20 protein-coding genes and 2 tRNA genes are annotated in these 25,423 nt (G+C 73.3%); 19 read left to right on the plus strand and 3 right to left on the minus strand.

What is annotated here, in order from left to right; translation table 11 throughout:
- The first annotated feature begins 67 nt into the window (after window positions 1–67).
- The 6 genes from rsfS (at window position 68) to ACIQ8B_RS28095 (ending at window position 2,240) form a co-directional block, all read left to right on the plus strand.
- A complete protein-coding gene (rsfS, locus tag ACIQ8B_RS28070; RefSeq protein ID WP_290010593.1) occupies window positions 68–514 on the plus strand; it encodes a ribosome silencing factor in 447 nt (148 codons plus the stop codon).
- Window positions 511–1,179 (plus strand): histidine phosphatase family protein, encoded by a 669-nt coding sequence (locus ACIQ8B_RS28075; protein WP_106416420.1) that lies wholly within the window; start codon window positions 511–513, stop codon window positions 1,177–1,179. The genes rsfS and ACIQ8B_RS28075 overlap by 4 nt, the downstream gene beginning before the upstream one ends.
- A 163-nt stretch (window positions 1,180–1,342) precedes the next feature.
- A tRNA-Ala gene (locus ACIQ8B_RS28080) sits at window positions 1,343–1,415 on the plus strand.
- A 202-nt stretch (window positions 1,416–1,617) separates the two neighbouring features.
- The gene (locus tag ACIQ8B_RS28085) at window positions 1,618–1,791 is read left to right on the plus strand and encodes a hypothetical protein (protein WP_106414262.1); all 174 of its coding nucleotides are present in this window, start codon (window positions 1,618–1,620) and stop codon (window positions 1,789–1,791) included.
- A gap of 3 nt (window positions 1,792–1,794) precedes the next feature.
- Window positions 1,795–2,028, plus strand: coding sequence for a hypothetical protein (locus tag ACIQ8B_RS28090; protein ID WP_067006897.1), 234 nt, complete (start codon window positions 1,795–1,797; stop codon window positions 2,026–2,028).
- 139 nt (window positions 2,029–2,167) lie between these two features.
- Window positions 2,168–2,240, plus strand: a tRNA-Ala gene (locus ACIQ8B_RS28095).
- A gap of 149 nt (window positions 2,241–2,389) precedes the next feature.
- Here the strand turns inward: ACIQ8B_RS28095 and ACIQ8B_RS28100 are convergent.
- Together ACIQ8B_RS28100 and ACIQ8B_RS28105 are read right to left on the minus strand one after the other, a co-directional pair.
- Window positions 2,390–4,003: a ferredoxin gene (locus ACIQ8B_RS28100; RefSeq protein ID WP_403550615.1), complete on the minus strand. Its 1,614-nt coding sequence runs from the start codon at window positions 4,001–4,003 to the stop codon at window positions 2,390–2,392.
- On the minus strand, window positions 4,000–5,238 hold the full coding sequence (locus ACIQ8B_RS28105; RefSeq protein ID WP_403550617.1) for a cytochrome b/b6 domain-containing protein: 1,239 nt from the start codon (window positions 5,236–5,238) through the stop codon (window positions 4,000–4,002). Before ACIQ8B_RS28105 ends, ACIQ8B_RS28100 begins: the two co-directional genes overlap by 4 nt.
- 484 nt (window positions 5,239–5,722) lie before the next feature.
- Here ACIQ8B_RS28105 and leuS point away from each other — a divergent pair, with 484 nt between their 5' ends.
- The 8 genes from leuS to holA all read left to right on the plus strand — a co-directional run bounded on the left by leuS (window position 5,723) and on the right by holA (window position 16,741).
- Window positions 5,723–8,593 carry a leucine--tRNA ligase gene (gene leuS / locus ACIQ8B_RS28110; protein WP_403550619.1) on the plus strand — a complete coding sequence of 957 codons (2,871 nt, stop codon included), beginning with the start codon at window positions 5,723–5,725 and terminating at the stop codon, window positions 8,591–8,593.
- Window positions 8,594–8,858: 265 nt separating this feature from the next.
- Entirely contained in the window at window positions 8,859–9,605 is a 747-nt protein-coding gene (locus ACIQ8B_RS28115) for a hypothetical protein (RefSeq protein WP_403550621.1), read from the plus strand.
- A 92-nt stretch (window positions 9,606–9,697) separates the two neighbouring features.
- Complete coding sequence (locus tag ACIQ8B_RS28120) at window positions 9,698–10,543, plus strand: DegV family protein (protein WP_403550623.1); 846 nt, start codon at window positions 9,698–9,700, stop codon at window positions 10,541–10,543.
- 784 nt (window positions 10,544–11,327) lie between these two features.
- Entirely contained in the window at window positions 11,328–12,023 is a 696-nt protein-coding gene (locus ACIQ8B_RS28125; protein ID WP_403550625.1) for a helix-hairpin-helix domain-containing protein, read from the plus strand.
- Entirely contained in the window at window positions 12,020–14,548 is a 2,529-nt protein-coding gene (locus ACIQ8B_RS28130) for a ComEC/Rec2 family competence protein (RefSeq protein ID WP_403550627.1), read from the plus strand. Before ACIQ8B_RS28125 ends, ACIQ8B_RS28130 begins: the two co-directional genes overlap by 4 nt.
- Before the next feature lie 5 nt (window positions 14,549–14,553).
- The gene (locus tag ACIQ8B_RS28135; protein ID WP_403550629.1) at window positions 14,554–15,405 is read left to right on the plus strand and encodes an arylamine N-acetyltransferase; all 852 of its coding nucleotides are present in this window, start codon (window positions 14,554–14,556) and stop codon (window positions 15,403–15,405) included.
- A 23-nt stretch (window positions 15,406–15,428) separates the two neighbouring features.
- Window positions 15,429–15,674: a hypothetical protein gene (locus ACIQ8B_RS28140; RefSeq protein WP_106416422.1), complete on the plus strand. Its 246-nt coding sequence runs from the start codon at window positions 15,429–15,431 to the stop codon at window positions 15,672–15,674.
- 77 nt (window positions 15,675–15,751) lie between these two features.
- Window positions 15,752–16,741 carry a DNA polymerase III subunit delta gene (gene holA, locus ACIQ8B_RS28145; RefSeq protein ID WP_403550631.1) on the plus strand — a complete coding sequence of 330 codons (990 nt, stop codon included), beginning with the start codon at window positions 15,752–15,754 and terminating at the stop codon, window positions 16,739–16,741.
- 226 nt (window positions 16,742–16,967) lie between these two features.
- On the opposite strand, the gene rpsT is transcribed toward holA, so the two are convergent.
- Window positions 16,968–17,234: a 30S ribosomal protein S20 gene (gene rpsT / locus ACIQ8B_RS28150; RefSeq protein WP_106414271.1), complete on the minus strand. Its 267-nt coding sequence runs from the start codon at window positions 17,232–17,234 to the stop codon at window positions 16,968–16,970.
- Between the two features lie 253 nt (window positions 17,235–17,487).
- On the opposite strand from rpsT, the gene lepA reads away from it, so the two are divergent.
- The 5 genes from lepA (at window position 17,488) to hemW (ending at window position 25,408) form a co-directional block, all read left to right on the plus strand.
- Window positions 17,488–19,356 carry a translation elongation factor 4 gene (gene lepA / locus ACIQ8B_RS28155; RefSeq protein WP_403550634.1) on the plus strand — a complete coding sequence of 623 codons (1,869 nt, stop codon included), beginning with the start codon at window positions 17,488–17,490 and terminating at the stop codon, window positions 19,354–19,356.
- A gap of 244 nt (window positions 19,357–19,600) precedes the next feature.
- Window positions 19,601–21,475 carry a long-chain fatty acid--CoA ligase gene (locus tag ACIQ8B_RS28160; RefSeq protein ID WP_290010614.1) on the plus strand — a complete coding sequence of 625 codons (1,875 nt, stop codon included), beginning with the start codon at window positions 19,601–19,603 and terminating at the stop codon, window positions 21,473–21,475.
- Window positions 21,476–21,776: 301 nt separating this feature from the next.
- Window positions 21,777–21,908, plus strand: coding sequence for a hypothetical protein (locus tag ACIQ8B_RS28165; protein WP_290010616.1), 132 nt, complete (start codon window positions 21,777–21,779; stop codon window positions 21,906–21,908).
- Window positions 21,909–22,146: 238 nt separating this feature from the next.
- Window positions 22,147–24,132 carry a SpoIIE family protein phosphatase gene (locus ACIQ8B_RS28170; protein WP_403550637.1) on the plus strand — a complete coding sequence of 662 codons (1,986 nt, stop codon included), beginning with the start codon at window positions 22,147–22,149 and terminating at the stop codon, window positions 24,130–24,132.
- Window positions 24,133–24,175: 43 nt separating this feature from the next.
- Window positions 24,176–25,408, plus strand: coding sequence for a radical SAM family heme chaperone HemW (gene hemW, locus ACIQ8B_RS28175; protein ID WP_403550639.1), 1,233 nt, complete (start codon window positions 24,176–24,178; stop codon window positions 25,406–25,408).
- Window positions 25,409–25,423 lie beyond the last annotated feature (15 nt).

Consider the following 25,423-nt stretch of genomic DNA (forward strand, 5'->3'; position numbering starts at 1 on the left):
CGTGGGGTGCGTCCGGCGGTCCGTGAGACCCTTGAGGACAAGTGACCGCCGACCCGAAAGCCGTGCAGTGACCGCAACCGACCGTTCCATCGAGCTCGTCAACACCGCCGCCCAGGCGGCCGCCGACAAGCTCGCGCACGACATCGTCGCCTACGACGTCAGTGACGTGCTGTCCATCACCGACGCATTCCTGCTGGCCTCCGCGCCGAACGACCGCCAGGTCAAGTCGATCGTCGACGAGATCGAGGAGCGGCTGAGCAAGGAGCTCGGCGCCAAGCCGGTCCGCCGCGAGGGTGACCGCGAGGCCCGCTGGGTGCTGCTCGACTACGTCGACATCGTCGTCCACGTCCAGCACAGCGAGGAGCGGGTCTTCTACGCCCTGGAGCGGCTGTGGAAGGACTGCCCCGAGCTGGACCTCCCCGAGGAGGCCAGGGCCACCCGCGGCAAGGCCGCCGAGCACGCCAGGCTCCAGGAGGCCGGGGAGGCGACGGAGCCGGGCGGTGAGTGGGGATGAGCGCCACCGGTGAGGTGGGCGGCTCCGCCGGCCGGGGCCGCCGCATCATCCTCTGGCGCCACGGCCAGACCCTGTGGAACGTGGAGCGCCGCTTCCAGGGCTCCACGGACGTCGAGCTGACCGAGACCGGCGTCGCCCAGGCCCGCCGGGCCGCCCGCCTGCTGGCGGGCCTCAGGCCCGACGCGATCATCGCCTCCGACCTGAAGCGGGCCGCCGCCACCGCCGCCGAGCTGGCCGCGCTCACCGGCCTGGACGTCGTCCACGACGAGGCCCTGCGGGAGACCTACGCGGGCGTCTGGCAGGGCCTGACGCACGACGAGATCATCGCCCGCCACGGCGACGAGTACGCCGCGTGGAAGCGCGGCGAGCCGGTCCGCCGGGGCGGCGGCGAACTGGAGACCGAGGTCGCCGACCGCGCCGCCCCCGTGGTGCTGCGGCACGCCGAGAAGCTTCCGGAGGACGGCACACTCGTGGTCGTCAGCCACGGCGGGACCATCCGCACCACCATCGGCCGGCTGCTCGGCCTCGACGCGCGCAGCTGGGAGAGCCTGGGCGGTCTCACCAACTGCTGCTGGTCCGTCCTCGGCGAGGGCGCCCGGGGCTGGCGGCTGCTGGAGCACAACGCCGGCAGCCTGCCGGAGCCGGTGCTCGGCGACGACGACTGAGGACGGCCGTGCCCGCCGCCGGCGCCGTCCGGCGGCGGCCGTGCGACCCGCCCAGAGGCGTCCCGGCCCCGGATTTCACTTTCTGGCAGGTCGCAGGCTAAAGTTCTTCTTGTTCGCCCCGCCGAGCGGGGCGAAACCAGGAAGCCACTTCACGTGGCGGCCAGGGGCTATAGCTCAGTTGGTAGAGCGCCTGCATGGCATGCAGGAGGTCAGGAGTTCAATTCTCCTTAGCTCCACATGGTGAAGATCCCGTCTCCCTCCGCGGAGGCGGGATCTTTTGTCGTCCGCGGGTGAGCGCGGCGGCGTTCTCCGACGTACACCTCTACGAGGCGTGCAGCCGTGTCCTTACCGGTACCACGGCGTCGCTGACCGTATTGGCCCGGTCGTGGCAGAATCAAACGACCGGAAGGGGGCGCGGCCCGACGGGAGGGAGTTGTGATGCCTGCGAGCATCCTCGAGGAGGTCGACCACCTCCTCGGAGCGGTGTCGACCCGACGGACCTCTACCCGTCTCGGCTGCCCTTCCTGCGGTTCCGCGCACGTCGCCCAGGTGCTCGGCGACAACGGCGGGATCTCCTACGTGTGCACGGCCTGCGGCCACAGCTGGAGCTGACCGATGGGTGCACACAGGCGGAAGTGCGACTGGTGCGGCAGCGGCACGCCGATCGTCCGCGACATGGAGCCGATCAACGCCGACTACCAGTACTGGTGCGAGGAGTGCGCGCGGGCGCTGATCATAAAAGGCGACCCCATCGAGACGTACCGGGAACTCGAGGGGGAGCCGATCTACGGCCGGCTGCTGGAGGAGCACTGCACCCTCAAACGCTTCTACTCGTTCGTGACGGCGTGAGCGCCTGACGGGGTGGGAGCGCTCCTTCGGGGGCGGGCGTTCCGGGCGGACCGGGGCGAAGCGAAACCGATTTGGTGTTGGGCCGGGGGGACCGTGTAAAGTTGGCGTCGCCGCCGGGGAGACCCGGGGGACACCGCAAGGGGCTATAGCTCAGTTGGTAGAGCGCCTGCATGGCATGCAGGAGGTCAGGAGTTCAATTCTCCTTAGCTCCACAGGAGTCGAGGGCGGATCATCCGAACGGATGGTCCGCCCTCGGTCGTTGTGCGCGCGTTCCCGGGCCGCCCGCGCCCAGGGGACGGGAACGCCCCTTTCCGGCGGCCTGAGACCGCCGGAAAGGGGCCGGCTGCGTGAGGGACCCCCGTCAGCGCCCCAGGGCGCGCCTGCCGCGTCCCTGGGAGAGCACCGGGAGGTTCCGGGACGGCGCCTTCGCCTGCGGGGCCGAGTCCTCGATGCGCAGGGCCAGCGCCGGGCAGCGGCGCACCGCGCGCAGCGCCTTCGCCTCGGCGTGACGCGGCACCTGAGCCTGAGCCACCGTGGGGAAGCCGTCCGCGCCGAGCTGGAACACCTCCGGGAGGATGTCCGCGCACAGTCCGTGGCCCCGGCACAGCGTCCAGTCGACGAAGATCTTCTGACGGCTGGGGCCGTTCTTCTCCTCGTCCTCGCCGCCCGGGATGCCCGTCGGGGCCGCGCCCCCCTCGAAGAGCGGCAGCACACCCGCCACGGGCCGTCCGCAGCCGTTGCCGAGGGCATGGGCCGCGATGTCGTCGGTGAACGCCTTGAGGGTGGACTCCAGGAACATCGCGGAGCCGTCCGGGTGCGAACAGGCGCCGCGCCGCTTCACGTTCTCGGCGACCTGCCTGACCGCCTCGAACGCGGCCGGGCCGCCGCCGTTGAGGATGTCCTCCAGGCCGCGCGCGGCGGCCGGGAGCCCCAGGTAGCAGGGGCCGCACTGGTTGGCGCTCTCCTGCGCCAGCCACTTGGCCACCATCAGTGACTCGCCCAGCGGGCAGGTGTCCTGACTGATCGGCAGGATGGCGCCCGCGCCCAGCGAACCGCCCACCGCGTCCAGCGAGTTGCGGGAGACGATCGCCTCGTTCACGGTCGCCGCGTCGATCCACTTGCCGTGGTAGCCGCCCGTCAGCACGCCCTGCGGGACCGGCGGGGCGCCGGCCAGCTGGAGCACGTAGCGCAGCGGCACGCCGGTCGGCACCTCGATCACCATCGGGCGGGCCACCGCCCCGGACACCGTGAGCATCACGGTGCCCGGCTCGTCGTACAGGCCGGTGTTGCCGTAGCGCTCCGGGCCGATGCGGGCGGCGATGGCGAGCTGGGCGAACGTCTCGGCGTTGGACAGCAGCGTGGGCGCGCCGCCCACGCCGCTCCTGGAGGCGCTGGTCTTGCGGCCCGGGGGGATCGCCGGGCCGCCGTCGATGGAGCGGATCAGGGAGGCCGCGGCTCCCGTCACCATGCGCACCGGGTTGCGCTGCACACGGGCGCGCAGCACCGAGCGGCGGCCGTTGCTCAGGCCGCGCTCGGCGAGCGCCTGTTCCATCGAGCGCTGGGTGGACTCACGGGTGACCCCCACCACGAGCGTGCGGGCGCCCATGGCCTCGGCGCACAGCAGCGCGCCGTCGAGGATGAGATGGGGTGCGCGGTTGATGAGCACCGTGTCCTTGCGGCAGGCCGGTTCGTCCTCGCTGCCGTTGACGACGACGACCGGCCGGACGCCGCGCTTGATCGCCGATTCGGCGACCGCGCGCAGCTTCTTGTGGAAGGGGAAGCCCGCGCCGCCGCGGCCCCTGAGGTTGATGCGTTCGGCGAGCCGCGCGAGCTGCTCGCCGCCCAGGGGCTCGAGCGGCCCGTGCACCTTGAGGTGCATCTGCAGATCGAGCCGGTCGACAAGGTCGAAACCCGACGTGAGCTGGGGAAGCCCTACGACGCGGACTTCGGGGACGTCGGGCAGGGCCTCGTTCACTTAAAGCCTCCGGAAGGCGTGTTCCAAGGTTCGCCCGAACCCGGTGCGCCGAAGTCGTAGGACGACGAGGGCGCACCGGGGGCTGGTTCATTGGCGGGACCGCTGTTGTACGTGTCGTCCGGGTTGTACGTGCCGTAGAGCGTGTTCGTCTCAGCGGTGTCGTACACATCACTCGACCCGTAGCCGGAGGCGACCGAATTGTTATAGGCCGGGATGGTGTATCCGGTGTCGTTGAGCGGGTCGTACGCCGACGGCGGGGCCTCGCCGACCGGCGGCGGGGACGGGACCGGCCAGCTGCCCGAGGTGCTGGAGGGCGTCTCCACGCGGGGTATCGCCTCCGTGGCCCGCAGGTCCGGCATCTCCATGCGGGCGGTGGCGTCCGGGAACGGGCCCTGCGCCGCGGACGGCCGGGGAGGCGTGGACACCGCGCGGTAGGCGGCCGCGAAGCCGCGCGCCGGTTCCGGGGCCGGCGTGGGCCCGGGGGTGTCGAACGACGGGCGGCCGGAACGCGACCGCCTGTCGTCCCGGGCGTTCCCGCCGCCGTGACCGGGCAGGCCGGACTCGGCGGCGCGCGCTCCGGCCTCGTCCAGCCGGTCACGGCCCGGCTGCCGGCCGGTGAGGCCCAGCAGGGAGGTGAGGCGGTCGGCCACCTTGCGCTTGACCGGGCGCGGGGAGGCCCGCAGCATCAGGGCCGCGAACACGCCGAGCAGCGACAGGCCGTACAGGATCATGAAGACCGGCTTGGCCGCTCGACCCGCGTAGAGGCCGTGCACCAGCGCCGCGCACCAGGCGGGATAGGCCAGCATGTGCACCGCGCGCCAGCGGGCGGCGACCTCCGCGGGGGAGGCGAAGCGGTTGCGCAGGACGCCCGTGATCGCGACGAAGACCATCAGCATGCCGGCCAGGGTGCCGAGGCCGATCAGGAAGCTGCGTCCCATGACGGCCTCGTCGTCGGTGAGGACGAGCCCGAAGGGGAGCACGGCGGCGATCCACGTGGTGTGGTCCAGCGCCAGCTTGACGACGACGTGGATCAGCAGGAAGACGACGGCTGCGACCGCCGTGGTGCGGTGCACCGCCTGCGCGAGGATCCGCTGCCGGGGGCCGAGCAGGATCCGGTCCTGCGCCACGAGTCCCCAGATCACGGAGCAGCTGAGGCAGACCAGCGCCAGGACGCCGACGCCGAAGTCGAGGAAGTCGACGAACCAGTCGTCCGCCGTGCTGTCGTCCGGCCTCACGACGCGCCTCCGGACGTCCGGACGCGCAGCGGGCACGACGGAGTCGCAGCCGACCTGCCCCGAGCGGGGGGTGGGCTGCCGAGTGGACGAGGGTTCATGGGGGCAACTCCGAACGGTTCGGTAAAGCGGTCCCGCTGCCGCACTCTAAGCCTCGCCGTACCCGTCAGTACCAGGTTTGAGTTATTGCGCTGTTATCAAAAGACAATGAGGCTGTTGCGTTGTCCCTTAGGAGTTGTTACGCGAAGTAACCCGTGACCTTCGTCCGGTGCGCCGGGGAAGAGCGTCGCGGCCGGATCCGTCCCTGCGGTACCCTGACCGCATGCGTGCCGTACGCCTTCTGCTTAGCGAGCCGCGCTGATCAGTCCCGACCGCCGGAGTTCCGGCAGGCCGGAATCGGCGCGGCGTCCCCTCCTGTGCGAGGGGTTTTTTCATTTCCAGGAAGTCGCAGCAGCAGGCAGAGACGATCGATGGAGCTTTGAGGATCATGAGCGAGACGAACCCCGCAGCCGCGGAGGCCGCGCCGCACCGCTACACGGCCGCCCTGGCCGCCGAGATCGAGGCACGCTGGCAGGACTTCTGGGACGCCGAGGGCACGTACGCGGCGCCGAACCCGAAGGGTGACCTGGCGGGCGGCCCGGAGCTGGTCGCACGGCCCAAAAAGTTCATCATGGACATGTTCCCGTATCCCTCGGGCGCGGGCCTGCACGTCGGACACCCGCTGGGCTACATCGCCACCGACGTCTACGCCCGCTTCCAGCGCATGACCGGGCACAACGTCCTGCACACCCTGGGCTTCGACGCCTTCGGCCTGCCCGCCGAGCAGTACGCGGTGCAGACCGGCACGCACCCGCGCGTGTCCACCGAGGCCAACATCAAGAACATGCAGAGCCAGCTGCGCCGGCTGGGCCTGGGCCACGACAAGCGCCGGTCGTTCGCCACGATCGACCCGGACTACTACAAGTGGACCCAGTGGATCTTCCTGCAGATCTTCAACTCCTGGTACGACCAGGACGCGGGGAAGGCCCGCCCGATCTCCGAACTGGTCGCGCAGTTCGAGTCCGGTGAGCGTCCGGTCCCCGGCCACACGCGCCCGTGGAGCGAGCTGACCGAGGCCGAGCGCGCCGACGTGCTGGGCGAGTTCCGCCTGGCCTACGCCTCCGACGCGCCCGTCAACTGGTGCCCCGGGCTGGGCACCGTGCTGGCCAACGAGGAGGTCACCGCCGACGGCCGCTCCGAGCGCGGCAACTTCCCCGTCTTCAAGGCCAAGCTGCGCCAGTGGAACATGCGCATCACGGCCTACGCCGACCGCCTGCTGGACGACCTGGACGCCCTGGACTGGCCCGAGGCGATCAAGCTGCAGCAGCGCAACTGGATCGGCCGCTCCGAGGGCGCCCGCGTCGACTTCCCCATCGACGGCGAGTCCGTCACCGTCTTCACGACCCGTCCCGACACGCTGTTCGGCGCCACCTACATGGTGCTGGCGCCCGAGCACCCGCTGGTCGAGAAGTTCACCCCGGACGCCTGGCCCGAGGGCACCCACGAGGTGTGGACCGGCGGTCACGCGACGCCCGCCGAGGCCGTCGCCGCCTACCGCGCCCAGGCCGCCTCGAAGTCCGACGTCGAGCGGCAGGCCGAGGCCAAGGACAAGACCGGCGTCTTCACCGGCGCGTACGCGACCAACCCGGTCAACGGGCAGAAGGTGCCCGTCTTCATCGCCGACTACGTCCTGATGGGCTACGGCACCGGCGCGATCATGGCCGTCCCCGGCCACGACTCCCGCGACTTCGCGTTCGCCCGCGCCTTCGAACTGCCCGTCGTCTGCGTGGTCGAACCGACCGACGGCCGCGGCACCGACCCGTCGACCTGGGACGACGCCTTCGTCTCCCACGACGCGAAGATCGTCAACTCCTCCGGCGAGCACGTCTCCCTGGACGGCCTGGGCGTCACCGAGGCCAAGGCGCGCATCACCGAGTGGCTGGAGCGCGAGGGCCACGGCGAGGGCACCGTCAACTTCCGCCTGCGCGACTGGCTGTTCAGCCGTCAGCGCTACTGGGGCGAGCCCTTCCCGATCGTCTACGACGAGGACGGCGTCGCCCACGCGCTGCCCGAGTCGATGCTGCCGCTGGAGCTGCCCGAGGTCGAGGACTACAGCCCGCGCACCTTCGACCCGGACGACGCCGACACCCAGCCCGAGACGCCGCTGTCGCGCAACGAGGAGTGGGTGAACGTCACCCTGGACCTGGGCGACGGGCCGAAGAAGTACCGGCGCGAGACCAACACCATGCCCAACTGGGCCGGTTCCTGCTGGTACGAGCTGCGCTACCTGGACCCGGACAACTCCCAGAAGCTGGTCGACCCCGGGATCGAGCGGTACTGGATGGGCCCGCGCGAGGGCATGCCGCACGGCGGCGTCGACCTGTACGTCGGCGGCGCCGAACACGCCGTGCTGCACCTGCTGTACGCCCGCTTCTGGTCCAAGGTGCTGTACGACCTGGGGCACATCTCCTCGGCGGAGCCGTTCCACAAGCTGTTCAACCAGGGCATGATCCAGGCCTACGTCTACCGCGACAGCCGGGGCATCGCCGTGCCGGCCGCCGAGGTGGAGGAGCGTGACGGCGGCTACTGGTACCAGGGCGAGCGCGTCACCCGCCTGCTGGGCAAGATGGGCAAGTCCCTGAAGAACGCGGTCACCCCGGACGAGATCTGCGCCGAGTACGGCGCCGACACGCTGCGCCTGTACGAGATGGCCATGGGCCCGCTGGACGTGTCCCGCCCCTGGGACACCCGCGCGGTCGTCGGCCAGTTCCGCCTGCTGCAGCGGCTGTGGCGCAACATCGTCGACGAGACGACCGGCGAGGTGACCGTCGCCGACACCGACGACGTCGACGAGGCCACCCTGCGCGCCCTGCACAAGGCCGTCGACGGCGTCCGCGGCGACCTGGAGGGCATGCGCTTCAACACCGCCATCGCCAAGGTCACGGAGCTGAACAACCACCTGACCAAGCGAGGAGGCCCGCTGCCGCGTCCGGTCGCGGAGTCGCTGGTGCTGCTGATCGCGCCGCTGGCCCCGCACATCGCCGAGGAGCTGTGGCGCAAGCTGGGCCACACCGACTCCGTGGTGCACCGGGACTTCCCGGTGGCCAACCCGGCGTACGTGGCCGACGAGACCGTCACCTGCGTGGTGCAGATCAAGGGCAAGGTGAAGGCGCGGCTGGAGGTGTCCCCGGACATCTCCGACGACGAGCTGGAGAAGGCGGCGCTGGCCGACGAGCGGGTGGTCGCGGCGCTGGACGGCGCGGGGATCCGCAAGGTGATCGTGCGGGCGCCGAAGCTGGTGAACATCGTTCCGGCCTGAACCGGCCTGAACCGGCCTGAACCGGCCTGAACCGGCTTGGACCAGCTCCGATGGGGGGCTGAAACGGTCTGAGTCGGCCTGATGGGCCCGGCCCGCCCTTACGGGTGGGGGCCGTGCCGTCGGCCGACCCTTACGGGGAGCCGTCGCGTTGTGTGCGGGCAGGTTCGGGGTTCCGCAGGAACTCCGGACCTGCCCGTAGCGTTTACCGTGGAAGAGCGGCACGACGTGTGCCGGACAGGCCGGACGTGCCCGGAGGAGGAGCCTCGTGGAAGCGGTGTTCGCAGTGATCGCCCTGCTCTTCGTGCTCTTCGTGGCACTGGGCGTCTACGCCACGGTGAAGGTCGTCGGCGCCGCCAAGCGCAGCGCGGACCGCCACATTCACCAGGCCCGCCGCACGGTCGAGGACCACACCCTGCGCGCCAAGGCGTTCGCGCAGTCCGGCTCGGCCGGTGAGATCGCCCAGCTCCGGCTGAAGCTGCGCACCTCGATGCGCGCCACGCAGGACGCCCTGGAGGCGGTCGCCGCCGAGGACGACTCGGTGAAGGAGTCCCTCGCCCTCTTCCAGCGCCTCAGCGCGCACGGCCACGAGCTGGACGCCGAGCTGCGCCGCCTGGAGGGTGAGCCGGACCGCGCGACGCTGTCCGCGCGCCTGCCCGACCTGCGCGAGCGCACCGAACGCATCACCAGCTCCGCGGACTCCCTGCGCTGGGCCACCCGCGACCGCGCCCGCCGCTTCGCGGACGACGACCTCGACTCGCTGAGCACGCAGATCGACATGGAGGCCGGCGCCCTGCGGCACTGGACCACCACGGACCAGCCGGCCACACCCGCGCCCTCGCGCCGGCCCGAGGCGCCGGCCGCCGACGCCTCGGGCCGGACCTGGCCGGACACCGCGCGGCAGGAGACGGAGCCGCAGCGGGACGAGGACCAGGAGCGGCCCGCCATCGCCCCGGCCACCCCGCACCCCACCTACCCCTGGCAGAAGAAGCCGCGCCCCGAAAGCACCACGTGACGACCGCCTGAGCAGCGGTGAGCACACCACGGCGGACGACGCCCCACGGTCCGGGCTGCCGCACGGCCACCACGGCAGGTAACCTCCAGCTCATGTCCCGCCATGTCGCGATCGTCACCGATTCAACGGCCTACCTTCCGGCCCGGACGATGGAGCGGCACGGCATCACGGCGGTACCGCTGACCGTGGTGCTGGGGGACCGCGCCCTCGAGGAGGGCACCGAGATCTCCACCCGCTCCCTCGCCCAGGCTTTGCAGAAGCGGCGTTCCGTCACGACGTCCCGGCCCAGCCCCGAGCTCTTCGCGGAGACCTACCGCAGGGCCGCCGTGTCCGGCGCGACCGGCATCGTCTCGCTCCATCTCTCCGCCGAGCTGTCCGGCACCTACGACGCGGCGGTCCTCGCGGCCCGCGAGGCCCCGGTGCCGGTGCGCGTGGTGGACACCGGCATGATCGCGATGGCCCTCGGCTTCTGCGCGGTGGCGGCCGCCGAGAGCGCGGAGGCGGGCGGCACCGTGGACGAGGCGGTCACCGCGGCGGAGAAGCGGGCGGCGGCCACGTCGGCCTACTTCTACGTCGACACGCTCGACTATCTGCGCCGGGGCGGCCGGATCGGCGCGGCCCAGGCGCTGCTGGGCTCCGCCCTCGCGGTGAAGCCGCTGCTGCAGCTGGCGGGCGGCCGTATCGAACCGCTGGAGAAGGTGCGGACGGCGTCGAAGGCGATCGCCCGCCTGGAGGAGATCGCCGCTGACCGGGCGGGGAGCGCGGAGGTGGACGTCGCCGTCCACCATCTCGCCGCGCCGGAGCGCGCCTCGGCGCTGGCCGACCGGCTCCGCGCCCGGCTGCCGGCCCTGTCCGAGCTGCATGTCAGCGAGGTGGGCGCGGTGATCGGGGCGCACACGGGACCGGGGTTGCTGGGGGTGGTGGTTTCGGCCCGGTGAGGCGGGAGCCGGAGTCCGCTCCTTCGATCGGGTGACGGAGTTCTCCACAACCGGGTGCTCGTCCACGGGTTCCGAGCAAGATCATCGCGATGGGGCGGTCGTGTCCGACCCTCGTCGCATGGCACTTCGATCTCACACACGAGCTGTTCCGACCAGTGGTCCGGGCCGCGGTCCCCTGTCCGACGGCCGCACCTCGCACCATCGTCACCGTCGTCCGAGCCGGGCCCGCGCGTGGTCCCGTGGCGGTGGTCGTCAGGCTCCGGGCGAGGAGATCCGGCGCCGTGCGGAGACGTTGTTCGGCGGGGAGCCCGTGGTCCGCGGAGGGCGTCCGGCGCGGAGGGCGCCGAGCTGGGCGCGGGCGGGGGAGAGCGGCGCCTTGGCGGCCGTGAAGGACGCGGCGCCTTCACCGCCGCGCCGAGCCGTGGTGGCGGACCGTCAAGGAGCGGCAGGACACGCGCTGCTGACGACGCCTCGGACGGGTGCGGGGCGCGCGGCGACGACGGACGACCGGACGCTCGTGCTGCGGCGCCTCCCGGACGGCGTGGGGAGGCGTCCGGCAGCTGGGCCGAGCGGTGCGCACGCGGCTCGTCCGGGGCGGTTCCTCGGTGTCGGACCGGAGGGGGACGAGCCGGCCACCCACCCCGTGCGCCTGCCTGCCCCGCGCCCCCGCCACGAGGCGGGCGATGCCGGCGACCGTCCGGACGCCGTGGCCGGGGAGGCGCCCGACGGGGCGCCCGAGCCGGGACCTCCGCCAGGGCCTCCGCCTGGGCGGTGGGGACCCGCGTTGCGGGAGCGGCTGCCGCTGTGGGTGCAGGCCCGGTGCGGGCTGGAGCGGCGGAGCGTGGTGGCGCTCTCGGCGCTGCTCGTCCTCACCCTGGTGTTCGCCGTGCAGCACTTCTGGACCGGGCGCACCCAGCCGGTACGGGCACCGGAGGTGGTGCGGGCGGCTCCGGCCACGCAGGAGGGCGCGGGAGGTGGGACAAGCCCGTCGGGCGCTCCCCGTGCTCCCGGCTCCTGGGCGCAGGCGGGCGGCACGGCGGCTCCCGAGATCATGGTGGACGTCAGCGGCAAGGTGCGGGACCCGGGCGTCCACCGCCTGCCCGCCGGCTCACGGGTCGAGGACGCGCTGAGGGCGGCCGGCGGGGTGCGGCCCGGTACGAGGACCGGCGGCCTCAACCGCGCCCGCTTCCTGGTCGACGGCGAGCAGGTGGTGGTCGGGGGCCCGGCACCGGCCGGAGCGGCGGCCCCCGCGCCCCCGGCGGGCACCGGAACGGCGGCCGCCCCCACGGCACCCGTCTCCCTCAACACCGCCACCGTCGACCAGCTCGACACCCTCCCCGGCGTCGGACCCGTCCTCGCCCAGCACATCGTCGACTACCGCACCCGCAACGGCGGTTTCCGTTCGGTGGACGAGCTGAGGGAGGTCAACGGCATCGGCGACCGCCGCTTCGCCGACCTGCGCGACCTCGTACGGCCATGAGCACCCGCACCCCCGTCGTCCATGAGAACTCGGGCACCTGCCTGGGCGTCTCCCGTCCGCGGCAGGAGGGGCCGGCCGACCTCCGGCTGGTCCCGCCCGCCCTCGCCGCCTGGGCCACGGCGGCGGTGACGCTGCACGCCCCGCCCGGCTGGGCCGCGGTCACCGTGGTCGTCTCGGTCCTGGCCGCCGCCGTCCTCCTCCCGGCGCACAGGCGCCTGACGGAGCGGGCACGCGTCACCGCCCACGCGGTCGCGGCCACCCTGCTGTGCGTCGCGGCCGCCGCCGGTTCGGCGGGCCTGCACGGCGCGGACGTCCGGCGCGGCCCCGTCCCCGGACTGGCCAGGGAGTACGCCCGGGTCGTCGCGGAGGTGGAGGTCACCGCCGATCCACGGCTCACCCGGCCCCGGGTCGGCGGCAACCGCGCGGCCCCGGTGTCCGTGCTGATCGAGGCCGACGTCCGGCGCGTGGAGCGGGCCGGCGCTGCCGCGCGGAAAACCCGGGCACCGGTTCTGCTGATCGTCGACGCCGGTGACCGCGACGCCGGTGACCGGAAGCCGGCCGCCCCCGCCGCCGGCCACCGGCACTCGCCCTGGCTGTCCCTGCTGCCCTCCACCCGGCTGCGGGTCGAGGCGGGGCTCGCGCCGGCGCGGGAGGGCGGCGACCGGTTCGCGGCGGTGCTGCGGGTGCGGGGTGAGGACGGCCCTCGGGTCGTGGACGGACCGTCGGCCCCGCAGCGGCTGGCGGGGCGGCTGCGCGCCGGACTGCGCGAGGCGACCGAGGACCTGCCGGAGGACGCGCGGGCGCTGCTCCCGGGACTGGTCGTCGGGGACACCGCGCGGGTGACGCCGGAGCTGGACGAGGCGTTCCGGGAGACCGACCTCACGCACACCCTCGCCGTGTCCGGCGCCAACTTCACCATCCTGCTCGCCCTGCTCCTCGGCCCGCCGGGACTGGCGCAGCGGGCCGAGCGACGCGGGCTCGCGCCCCGCCTGGGCATCTCGCTGCGGACCACGGCGGTGCTGGGCGCGGCGCTGTCCCTCGCGTTCGTCGTCGTGTGCCGGCCCGACCCCAGCGTGCTGCGCGCCGCCGCCTGCGGATCCGTGGCGCTGCTCGCGCTCGCCACCGGCCGCCGCAGATCCCTCGTCCCGGCCCTGGCGACGGCCGTCCTGCTGCTGGTGCTGTACGACCCGTGGCTGGCCCGCGCCTACGGTTTCCTGCTCTCCGTGCTGGCGACCGGCGCGCTGCTCACCCTCGCCCCTCGCTGGAGCGGGACACTGCGCCGCCACGGGGTGCCGCCCCGCGTCGCGGAGGCGCTGGCCGCCGCCGGGGCCGCCCAGGCGCTCTGCGCGCCGGTGGTGGCCGTGCTGTCGGCCCGGGTGAGCCTGGTGGCGATCCCGTGCAACCTGCTCGCCGAGGCCGCGCTCGCGCCGGCCACCGTGCTGGGATTCCTGGCGCTGGCCACCGCGCCGGTCGCGATGCCGTTGGCCGAGGCGGTGGCGTGGTGCGCGGGCTGGCCCGCGGGGTGGATCGCGCAGGTCGCGCGGACCGGGGCGGCGATGCCGGGCGCCGGGGTGGACTGGCCGGGAAGCTGGGCGGGGGCGGCGGCGCTCGGCGCGGTCACCCTGGCCGTGCTGCTCGTGGGGCGGAGACTGCTGCGGCACCCCTGGTGGTGCGCCGTGTGCGCGCTGCTGCTGGCGCTGCTGGTGGTGCAGCCGCGCCCCCTGGTGCGCACGATCACGGGCTGGCCGCCGCCGGACTGGCGGATGGTGATGTGCGACGTGGGACAGGGTGACGCGCTGGTGCTGGCGGCGGGGGAGGGCGCCGGGGTGGTCGTGGACGCGGGACCCGACCCCGAGCGCGTCGACCACTGCCTGCGCTCCCTCGACGTCACCCGGGTCCCGCTCGTCGTCCTGACCCACTTCCACGCCGACCACGTGGCCGGGCTGACCGGTGTGCTGCGCGGGCGCGAGGTGGGCGGCATCGGGACCACGGGCCTGGAGGAACCGGCCGACCAGGCGGCGTCCGTCCGGAGAGCCGCTGCCGCCGCGGGCGTTCCGGTGACCCGGGCCGTCGCCGGGGAGCAGCGGCGGGCCGGCGACCTGTCCTGGGAGGTGGTGTGGCCGCCACCGGGCGGACACCCGGCGGTGGAGGGGCCGAACGACGCCAGCGTGGCCCTGCTGGTCCGCACCGGCGGCCTGCGCCTGCTGCTCCTCGGCGACCTGGAGCCCCCGGCCCAGCGTGCCCTGGCCCGGTCACCGGCGGCGCGGGACCTGGCGGCCGTGGACGTCCTCAAGGTCGCCCATCACGGCTCGGCGTACCAGGATCCGGGCCTCGTACGCCTGGCCGCGCCACGGCTGGCGCTGATCAGCACCGGTGCGGACAACCCCTACGGCCACCCCGCTCCGGGGACGGTCGACGCGCTGCGGGCCCAGGGGGCGGCCGTGCTGCGCACCGACCGGGACGGGGCGCTGGCGGTCCTCGCCGGCACGGACGGGGGCGGAGAGCTGGAGGTGGCGCGACACTGAGAGGCATGACCGAGGGGATCGACACCGCGACGGCCGACGCCTATCTGCGCCGCCTGGGGATGGAACGGCCCGTCCGGCCCACCACGGACGCGCTGAGGGAGCTGCATCTGCGCCATCTGCGGACCGTGCCGTTCGAGAACCTGTCCGTGCATCTCGGCGAGGAGATCGTGCTCGAGGAGAAGCGGCTGCTGGACAAGGTGGTGGAGGCCCGGCGCGGCGGGTTCTGCTACGAGCTCAACGGCGCCTTCGGCGCGTTGCTCACCGCGCTCGGTTACGACGTCACCCTGCTCGCCGCACGCGTCCACGCGGGCGGCGGCCGGCTGGGCATCCCGTACGACCATCTCGCGCTGCGGGTGCGGACGGAGGACGGCGGTGACTGGCTGGCGGACGTCGGGTTCGGTTCGCACTTCCATCTGCCGCTCGCCCGGGAGGAGCGGGGGGAGCAGCGGGACCCGGCGGGCGTGTTCCAGGTCGCGGAGGCGGTCGCGGACGCGGCCGGGGTGAGCGGCGGGCACGATGCGGCCGGGGCGGCGGACCTGGACGTGCTGCGCGACGGGCGGCTCGTGTACCGGCTGGAGACACGGCCCAGGGTGCTCGCCGACTTCACGGCCGGCGCGTGGTGGCACAGCACCTCGCCCCACTCCCACTTCCCCCGGTCGCTGGTGTGCTCGCGGGTCACCGAGGACGGCGGCCGGATCACGCTCAGCGGCCGCCGGCTGACCCGCACGGCGCCGGACGGGACGCGGCAGGAGCGCGGGACCGGGTCGGACGCGGAGGTGCTGGCGATCTACCGGGACGAGTTCGGGATCACGCTGGACGCGGTGCCGGCCGTGCGGGGCGGCGGGACGGGCGGCTGAGCCCGTACCGGACAATGGCCCGTGTGAGTGATGTGCGACATGTGCTGGTGCTGCCCGACCGGGACGCGGCCGAGGAGGTGGCCGAGGCGCTGGAGGAGCGCTTCGGTGTCGACGAGGAGCCACAGCTCGTACGGGACGCCCTCGCGGGCGAGGACGACGCGGAGGACGCGCAGTGGCTCGTCGTCCTGCGGGACGAGGCGGGACGGCTGGACGCCGGCGAGCTGGACGAGTTCGTCGGCCGCTGGGACGGCTGGCGCGAGGAGCCGTAGCCGCCGCTGCCGCCCGGTCGGGACGGGTGCGGCCGGCCGGGCGGTGCTGTCGGTGGCCCGTGGGATGCTTGTCGGCGATGGCCAGGAAGAACGCATCCGACGACCCCCTCGCCCCCGTGACGCTCGCCGTGGGCCAGGAGGAGCTGCTGCTCGACCGCGCCGTGCGGGAGGTGGTGGCAGCGGCGAAGGCCGCCGACGCCGACACGGACGTCCGCGACCTGACCCCGGACCAGCTCCAGCCGGGCACCCTCGCCGAGCTGGTCAGCCCCTCGCTGTTCGCCGAGCGCAAGGTCGTGGTCGTGCGCGATGCGCAGGACCTGTCGGCCGACACGGTCAAGGACGTCAAGGCGTACCTGTCCTCGCCCGCCGAGGAGATCACCCTCGTGCTGCTGCACGCGGGTGGCGCGAAGGGCAAGGGCCTGCTGGACGCGGCCCGCAAGGCGGGCGCGCGGGAGGTGGCCTGCCCGAAGATGACCAAGCCGGCCGACCGGCTGGCGTTCGTGCGCGGCGAGTTCCGGACGACCGGGCGGTCGGCCACACCCGAGGCGTGCCAGGCCCTCGTCGACGCCATCGGCAGCGACCTGCGCGAGCTGGCCTCCGCGGTGACGCAGCTCGTCGCGGACGTCGAGGGCACGATCGACGAGGCCGTCGTCGGCCGCTACTACACCGGGCGGGCCGAGGCGTCGAGCTTCACGGTCGCCGACCGGGCGGTCGAGGGACGGACGGCGGAGGCCCTGGAGGCGCTGCGCTGGTCGCTGTCGACCGGTGTGGCCCCGGTGCTGATCACCAGTGCGCTGGCGCAGGGCGTGCGGGCCATCGGCAAGCTGTCCTCGGCGCGCGGCGGCCGGCCCGCCGACCTGGCGCGCGAGCTGGGCATGCCGCCCTGGAAGATCGACCGCGTGCGGCAGCAGATGCGCGGCTGGACCCCGGACGGCGTGGCCGAGGCGCTGCGCGCCGTCGCCGAGGCGGACGCGGGCGTCAAGGGCGGCGGGGACGACCCCGGGTACGCCCTGGAGAAGGCCGTCGTCACCATCGCCCGCGCGGCCCGCTCCCGGGGCCGGGCGTAGTACCGGGAGCGGTCGCCGTACCGCGGCCACGCCTCGCGCGTCCCGCCCGCAAGCCGAAGGCCCCGTCTCCGACCCTGGGGAAGGGTGGGAGACGGGGCCTCCGGATGAAACTGTCGAGCCCGTACCCGCGTGGCGAACGCAGGCCGCGTACGGGCTCGGGGGTGCCGGCCGGGGGCGGATGAGAGAGGGCCCGCCCGGGTCCCGCCGGCGGTCAGATCAGGGTGGTTCAGCCCTTGACGGCCGCGACCTTGCGAGCCAGCGCCGACTTCTTGTTGGCGGCCTGGTTCTTGTGGATGACGCCCTTCGAGACGGCCTTGTCGAGCTGGCGCGCGGCGGCGCGCTGGTACTCGGCGGCCTTCTCGACGTCACCCGCGGCGGCGGCCTCGCGGGCCTTGCGGATCGCGGTCTTCAGAGAGGACTTGACGGCCTTGTTGCGCAGCCGGGCCTTCTCGTTCGTCTTGTTCCGCTTGATCTGGGACTTGATGTTCGCCACGAATGAGCCTCTACAGGTTCTGGCACGGGGCCGTACGCGGGCGCACGGTTCCGCACCGGGTGATTTCTTGGGGGTGTGCCTCGCGCTGAGAGGGCATGAGACACAGCCCCCCACACTACCAGCGGGCCGTTCCGCGGCCCAAACCCGTCCCCGGTCGCCACCCGTGGGACCATGGAGGCTACGTATCGATCCGACCCGAGACCGCAGACGGACAAGCACACGTATGCGGACGCCTCAAGAATCAGGACCCTGCGTGCCCGCGATCCCCAGCCATGTGCCCGAGCCGAGCCGTACCGACCCGGCGCTGATCCGCAATTTCTGCATCATCGCGCACATCGACCACGGCAAGTCCACGCTCGCCGACCGGATGCTCCAGCTGACCGGAGTGGTCGAGCAGCGGCAGATGCGCGCCCAGTACCTCGACCGCATGGACATCGAGCGCGAGCGCGGCATCACGATCAAGTCCCAGGCGGTGCGCCTGCCGTGGGCCCCGACCCACGACAAGAGCAAGACGCACATCCTCAACATGATCGACACCCCGGGTCACGTCGACTTCACCTACGAGGTCTCCCGGTCGCTCGCCGCCTGCGAGGGGACCATCCTCCTGGTCGACGCCGCCCAGGGCATCGAGGCGCAGACCCTCGCCAACCTCTACCTGGCGATGGAGAACGACCTCCAGATCATCCCGGTGCTGAACAAGATCGACCTGCCGGCCGCGCAGCCGGAGAAGTTCGCCGAGGAGCTGGCGAACCTGGTCGGCTGCGAGCCCGACGACGTGCTGAAGGTGTCCGCGAAGACCGGTCTGGGCGTCGAGGCGCTGCTGGACCGCGTGGTCGCCGACATCCCGGCCCCGGTCGGCGTCGAGGACGCCCCCGCCCGCGCGATGATCTTCGACTCGGTCTACGACTCCTACCGCGGTGTCGTGACGTACGTCCGGGTCATCGACGGGCAGCTCAACAAGCGTGAGCGCATCCGGATGATGTCGACCGGCGCCACCCACGAGCTGCTGGAGATCGGCACCAACTCGCCGGAGATGCTGTCCGCGGACGGCCTCGGCGTCGGCGAGGTCGGCTACCTGATCACGGGTGTGAAGGACGTCCGCCAGTCGAAGGTCGGCGACACCGTCACCAGTCAGCACAAGGGAGCCGAGGAGGCCCTCGGCGGCTACAAGGACCCCAAGCCCATGGTGTTCTCCGGGCTGTACCCGCTGGACGGCTCGGACTACCCGGAGCTGCGCGAGGCTCTCGACAAGCTCCAGCTCAACGACGCCGCCCTGGTCTACGAGCCGGAGACCTCCGCCGCCCTCGGCTTCGGCTTCCGCGTCGGCTTCCTCGGCCTGCTGCACCTGGACGTGATCCGCGAGCGGCTGGAGCGCGAGTTCGGGCTCGACCTGATCGCCACCGCGCCGAACGTGGTCTACCGCGTGGTCATGGAGGACGGCACCGAGCACACCGTCACCAACCCGAGCGAGTTCCCCGAGGGGAAGATCCACGAGGTCTACGAGCCGGTCGTGCGGGCCACGATCCTCGCGCCCAGCGAGTTCATCGGCTCGATCATGGAGCTGTGCCAGAACCGGCGCGGCGTCATGCTCGGCATGGACTACCTCTCCGAGGACCGGGTGGAGATCCGCTACACGCTGCCGCTCGCCGAGATCGTCTTCGACTTCTTCGACCAGCTGAAGTCCAAGACCCGCGGCTACGCCTCCCTCGACTACGAGCCCACCGGCGAGCAGACCTCCAGCCTGGTCAAGGTGGACATCCTGCTGCACGGCGACAAGGTGGACGCGTTCTCCGCGATCACCCACAAGGACCAGGCGTACGCGTACGGCGTGCGGCTCGTCGCCAAGCTGAAGGAGCTGATCCCGCGGCAGGCGTTCGAGGTGCCGGTGCAGGCGGCCATCGGCTCGCGGGTCATCGCCCGCGAGACCATCCGCGCCATCCGCAAGGACGTCCTCGCCAAGTGCTACGGCGGTGACATCTCCCGTAAGCGGAAGCTGCTGGAGAAGCAGAAGGAGGGCAAGAAGCGGATGAAGATGGTGGGGTCCGTGGAGGTCCCGCAGGAGGCCTTCATCGCCGTCCTCTCCAGCGACGAGAGCGCGGGGTCGGGCAAGGCCAAGAAGTAACGCCGGTTACCGGGGGTCACTCCGCGAATCGGGCGAATCGGGGCCCGCCGCACGTGCGTGCGGCGGGCCTCGCACGTCCCTCACGTGGCTGTCTGTGTGAAGTCACCGGCCGTGGCCCCTTACGCGGTGGCCGGTCGGCCTTTACTCTGTCCGTGCTCGATAGTTACTCGTGAGTTAAACAGCGTCGCGAGGAAACCCCAGCCGCACTGAGCCAGCCGCACCGTCGCGGGCCCCGGAGGATGTCGTGAGCAACACACAGACACTGATCGAGAACCGTCCGCCGAGCGTGGCGACCCTCTTCCTGGAGCGTGTGGCGGCCACACCGGACGCCGAGGCCTACCGCTACCCGGTCCCCCCGGCCTCCGGCGAGGGCCCGGACGGCTGGAAGTCGCTCACCTGGGCCGAGGCCGCCGAGCGGGTGCACGCGATCGCGGCCGGACTGATCGAGCTGGGCGTGCGGCCGGAGGAGCGGGTCGCCCTCGCCTCCGCCACCCGGGTCGAGTGGATCCTCGCCGACCTCGGCATCCTCTGCGCCGGCGCCGCCACCACCACGGTCTACCCGCAGACCAACGCCGACGAGTCCGCGTACATCCTGTCCGACTCGCAGAGCCGGGTGCTGATCGCGGAGGACGCCGAGCAGGCCGCCAAGGCCGTCGCCAAGCGCGACGAGCTGCCCGAACTGACCCGCGTGGTGGTGATCGACGCGGACGGCGCCGACACCGACGACTTCGTGATCACCCTGGCCGAGCTGGAGAAGCGCGGCGCCGCCCGCCTCCGGAAGGAGCCCGAGCTGATCAAGGAGCGGGTCGCGGCCCTCACCAAGGACCAGCTCGCCACCCTCATCTACACCTCCGGCACCACCGGCCGCCCCAAGGGCGTGCGCCTGCCGCACGACAACTGGTCGTACATGGCCAAGGCGATCGCCGCGACCGGCCTGGTCAACGCCGACGACGTGCAGTACCTGTGGCTGCCGCTGGCGCACGTCTTCGGCAAGGTGCTCACCTCCGGCCAGATCGAGGTCGGCCACGTCACCGCGGTCGACGGCCGCGTCGACAAGATCATCGAGAACCTGCCGGTGGTCCAGCCGACCTACATGGCCGCCGTCCCCCGCATCTTCGAGAAGGTCTACAACGGCGTCGCCGCCAAGGCGAGGGCCGGCGGGGGCGCCAAGTACAAGATCTTCCAGTGGGCGGCGGGCGTCGCCCGCGAGTACGCCAAGGTCACGCAGGACAACTTCCGCCGCACCGGCACCGCGACCGCCCCGGCCGGACTGCGCGCCAAGCACGCCCTCGCCGACAAGCTCGTCTACGCCAAGATCCGTGAGGCCTTCGGCGGCCGGCTGCGCGCCTGCGTCTCCGGCTCCGCCGCCCTCGCGCCCGAGATCGGCTACTTCTTCTCCGGCGCCGGCATCCACATCCTGGAGGGCTACGGCCTCACCGAGTCCTCCGCGGCCTCCTTCGTGAACCCCGGCGAGGCCTACCGCACCGGCACCGTCGGCAAGCCGCTGCCCGGCACCGAGGTCCGCATCGCCGAGGACGGCGAGATCCTGCTGCGCGGCCCCGGCATCATGCAGGGCTACCACAACCTCCCCGACAAGACCGCCGAGGTCCTGGAGGAGGACGGCTGGTTCCACACCGGCGACATCGGCGAGCTGTCCGCCGACGGCTACCTGCGCATCACCGACCGCAAGAAGGACCTGATCAAGACCTCCGGCGGCAAGTACATCGCGCCCGCCGAGGTCGAGGGCCGGTTCAAGGCGGTCTGCCCCTACGTCTCCAACATCCTGGTGCACGGCGCCGACCGGAACTACTGCACCGCGCTCATCGCGCTCGACGAGGCCGCCATCACCGCCTGGGCGGCCGAGAACGGCCTGGGGGGCAAGCCGTACGCGGAGATCGTCGCGGCGCCCGCCACCGTCGAGATGGTCGACGGCTACGTCAAGCAGCTCAACGACGGCCTGCAGCGCTGGCAGACCATCAAGAAGTTCCGCCTCCTGCCGCGCGACCTCGACGTGGAGCACGGCGAGATCACCCCGAGCCTGAAGCTCAAGCGCCCGGTGGTGGAGCGCGAGTACAAGCACCTCATCGAGGAGATGTACGAGGGCGCGCTCGAGAAGTGACGTCCCGTCGGCCGGGAGACACGCTCTCCCGGCCGGCCGTTCCGCCGCCGGCCCGGGAAACCGACCGCGGGCCGGCGCGGTCGCCCTCCGCCGTACGGGCCGCCGGACCGCCCGCTTGCGGCGGCCCCGGCGTTCTGCGGGAAGGGGGCTTCCCACGCCCGGGGCGGAACCCGGCGAGGCCCGCGTCAGGGCGCACGCCGCCGCTGGGGACCCCACGGACGTCGCGCTGCGCAGCGGTGGCCACGCCGCCCGGACGGCGGGCGCCCGACCCCCGTACGTGCCCGGCACGGACGCGGCGGACGTGACCGGCCGGACCGGCCCCGGTGCCGACGGCCGGCTCGCCGAGGTGCTGTCCGCCTCCGGCGCGGCCGGGGCGCACCGCCTGCCCGGAGCCGGCGGTCCGCGCGGACTCCTGGTCCTCGACTTCTCCTGACGTTCACCGGGGGGAACGCCCCGCGCCGGCCGCTTCCCGGCCGACGCGGACTCGCACCTCCACGTTCCGTGATGACCGAAAATGATCGGTCGCGTCGTCGTTCTTGAGTGAATATATAGCGCTGTTCCCCTGACAAACGATCCACTTTCGTGACTCGGCGCTTATGGGCGGGTCCGTTCTGTCACCCTGTCGGCAAGCGATCGAGTTCTCTTCGTACGAACTGCCCGGGGAGCTGCCCATGCGGGCCATTCCGACCCAACGGGAGACCACCTCGTGCGCCCCCGACGTGCGGGGGTGCGCGCGGGTGGAGGCGACGCTGTCCGGAAGTCCCCTCGCGCCGGGCTCCGCACGCGCGCTGCTGCGCAAGGCGCTCACCGAGTGGGCGCAGCTCCCGGTGCCCGGCGCCGACCTCCTCACCGGCCGCGTCGGCGACGAGGCCGCCCTGGTCGCCAGCGAGCTGGTCACCAACGCGGTCGTGCACGCCGGCACCGAGGTGCGGCTGACCTGCCGGCTGGAGGAGGACACCGGCGCACTCGTCGTGGAGGTCGCCGACCGGCACCCCTCCCGCGCGCCGCGCGACGCGGCGGAGGCGCCGGCGCACGACGCCCTCGAGTACGGGCGCGGGCTGCGCACGGTCGCCGCGCTCGCCGAGTCCTGGGGCGTCACCTACCGCGCCGGGAGCAAGACCGTGTGGGCGCGGCTGCCGACGCGCGAGGAGGCGCCCGCCGACCCGGCCGCCGCGTACGCCGGGGAGCGCGCCCCGGCGCGGGACCTGCGAGCGGCCGCCCTCCTCGCCGCCGACCCGCTCGACCCGCGCGGCCGCACCGGGCCCCGCGACGCGCCCCGCGACACCTGGCGGGCCGCCTCCTACGGAGACGACTGGCTGGCCCGCCGCCCGTGTCGCGACGGCGCCTGGCTGGGCCGGGGCGCGCTGTCCTTCCTGGCCGAGGCGTCCGACCTGCTCGCCGGGCAGCTGGACGAGGACCTGGTCGCCTCGCTCACCGGCCAGCTGATCGTGCCGCGGCTCGCCGACTGGTGCGCGGTCTGGCTGGAGGACGAGGCCGCCGCCCACGGCGGCCGGACCGGCGCCGGCGGCCGCCTCGCCCGCGTCTGGCACGCCAGCGAGCACCTCGTCGAGGAACTGAGCCGGGCGCTGGAGCGCAACCCGCCGCCCCAGGCCGACGACCCGCTCGGCACCGGGCCCGTGCCCTGTCCGTGGCCGGGGTCCGCGGGGGCCGGCCCGTCCACGGGGGCCGGCGGCACCGGGACCGCGCTCGCGTACCGGCTCGTCGCCGGGGGCCGCCCGCTCGGCACGCTGGTGATCGGACGCGGCGGCATCGACCGCTTCCCCGACGAGATCACCGGGCTCGTGGAGGACCTGGGCCGGCGGGTCGCGCTCGCCATCGGGGCCGCCCGGCAGTACGCCCGCCAGGCCACCATCAGCGCCGTGCTGCAGCGCGGCCTGCTGCCCGGCGCCGTCGCCGAGATCCCCGGCGTGCGCAGCGCCCTCGTCCACGAACCGTGCGACAAGGGCGGCCCCAGCGGCGACTTCTACGACCTCTTCCCGGCCGGCCGTGGACGCTGGTGCTTCGCCGTCGGCGACGTGCAGGGCAAGGGCCCCGAGGCGGCCGTCGTCATCGGGCTCGTCCGGCCCTGGCTGCGGCTGCTCGCCCGCGAGGGTTACCGCGTCGCCGACGTCCTCGACCGGCTCAACCAGCTCCTCCTCGACGACGCCACCGAGGCCGCCGACGCCGCCGCCCGCGCCCTGGTGGCCGCGGGAGCCCGCCCGACCACGCCCGGCGACGGCCCCCAGACCCGCTTCCTGTCCCTCCTCTACGGCGAGCTCATGCCTTTCGCCGGCGGCGTGCGCTGCACCCTCGCCTCCGCCGGCCACCCCCTGCCCCTCCTGCTCGACCCCGAGGGCGCCGTCCGTCCCGTCGCCCAGCCGCAGACGCTGCTCGGGGTCGTCGAGGACACGGCGTACACCAGCGAGACGTTCGAGATGTACTCGGGCGACACCCTGCTCTGCGTCACCGACGGAGTGACCGAGCGGCGCTCCGGGTCGCGGCAGTTCGACGACGGCGACGGGCTGGCCGCGGCGCTGGCGGGCTGCGCCGGGCTGGAGGCCGGAGCGGTGGCGGAACGGATCACCCGGCTCGTGCACGACTTCGGGGCGCGGCCCCCGGCGGACGACCTCGCCCTGCTGGTGCTCCAGGCGGAATGAGGGTGCGGAAGGGGATCGGGCGGGGTGCGGGACAATGGAGCACATGCCTTCCGCACTCCCCGACGGCGAGCCCGTCCCCGCCGACGGCGCGCTGCCCGCGTCCGCGCTCGCCGGGGCGGCCGACCGCCCCCTCGGGTTCTACCTGCACGTCCCCTACTGCGCGACCCGCTGCGGCTACTGCGACTTCAACACCTACACCGCGACCGAGCTGCGCGGCACCGGCGGCGTGCTGGCCTCCCGTGACAACTACGCCGAGGCGCTCGTCGACGAGATCCGGCTGGCCCGCAAGGTGCTCGGCGACGACCCGCGGCCGGTGCGCACGGTGTTCGTCGGCGGGGGCACGCCCACACTGCTCGCCGCCGGCGACCTGGTGCGGATGCTGGCGGCCGTCCGCGAGGAGTTCGGGCTCGCGCCCGACGCCGAGGTGACCACGGAGGCGAACCCCGAGTCCGTCGACCCCGCCTACCTGGCCGAGCTGCGGGCCGGCGGCTTCAACCGCGTCTCCTTCGGCATGCAGAGCGCCAGGCGGCACGTGCTGAAGGTCCTCGACCGCACGCACACCCCCGGCCGCCCCGAGGCGTGTGTCGCCGAAGCCCGCGCGGCCGGGTTCGACCACGTCAACCTCGACCTGATCTACGGCACGCCGGGGGAGTCGGACGACGACTGGCGCGCCTCGCTGGACGCGGCGATCGGCGCCGGGCCGGACCACGTGTCCGCGTACGCGCTGATCGTCGAGGAGGGCACCCGACTGGCGCGCCGGATCCGGCGGGGGGAGGTGCCGATGACGGACGACGACGTCCACGCGGACCGGTACCTGATCGCCGAGGAGCGGCTGTCGGGGGCGGGGTTCTCCTGGTACGAGGTGTCGAACTGGGCGACCTCGGACGCGGGGCGCTGTCTGCACAACGAGCTGTACTGGAGGGGGGCCGACTGGTGGGGGGCCGGACCCGGGGCGCACTCGCACGTGGGCGGGGTGCGCTGGTGGAACGTGAAGCATCCGGGCGCGTACGCGGCGGCGTTGGCGGAGGGGCGGTCGCCGGGGGCGGGACGGGAGGTGTTGTCCTCGGAGGACCGGCGGGTGGAGCGGATCCTGCTGGAGCTTCGGCTGCGGGACGGGGTGCCGCTGGATCTCCTCCGGGAGGAGGGGCGTGCGGCTGCTGACCGCGCGCTGTCGGACGGCTTGCTCCGTCCCGGGCCTTTCGCGGAGGGCCGCGCGGCCCTCACCCTGCGGGGACGCCTCCTGGCCGACGCGGTGGTCCGGGACCTGGTCGACTGACCAGAGGTCCTTCGC

Origin of the sequence: Streptomyces sp. NPDC096105, from assembly GCF_044763335.1 — a bacterium.
In the GTDB taxonomy this organism is placed as follows: Bacteria; Actinomycetota; Actinomycetes; order Streptomycetales; family Streptomycetaceae; genus Streptomyces.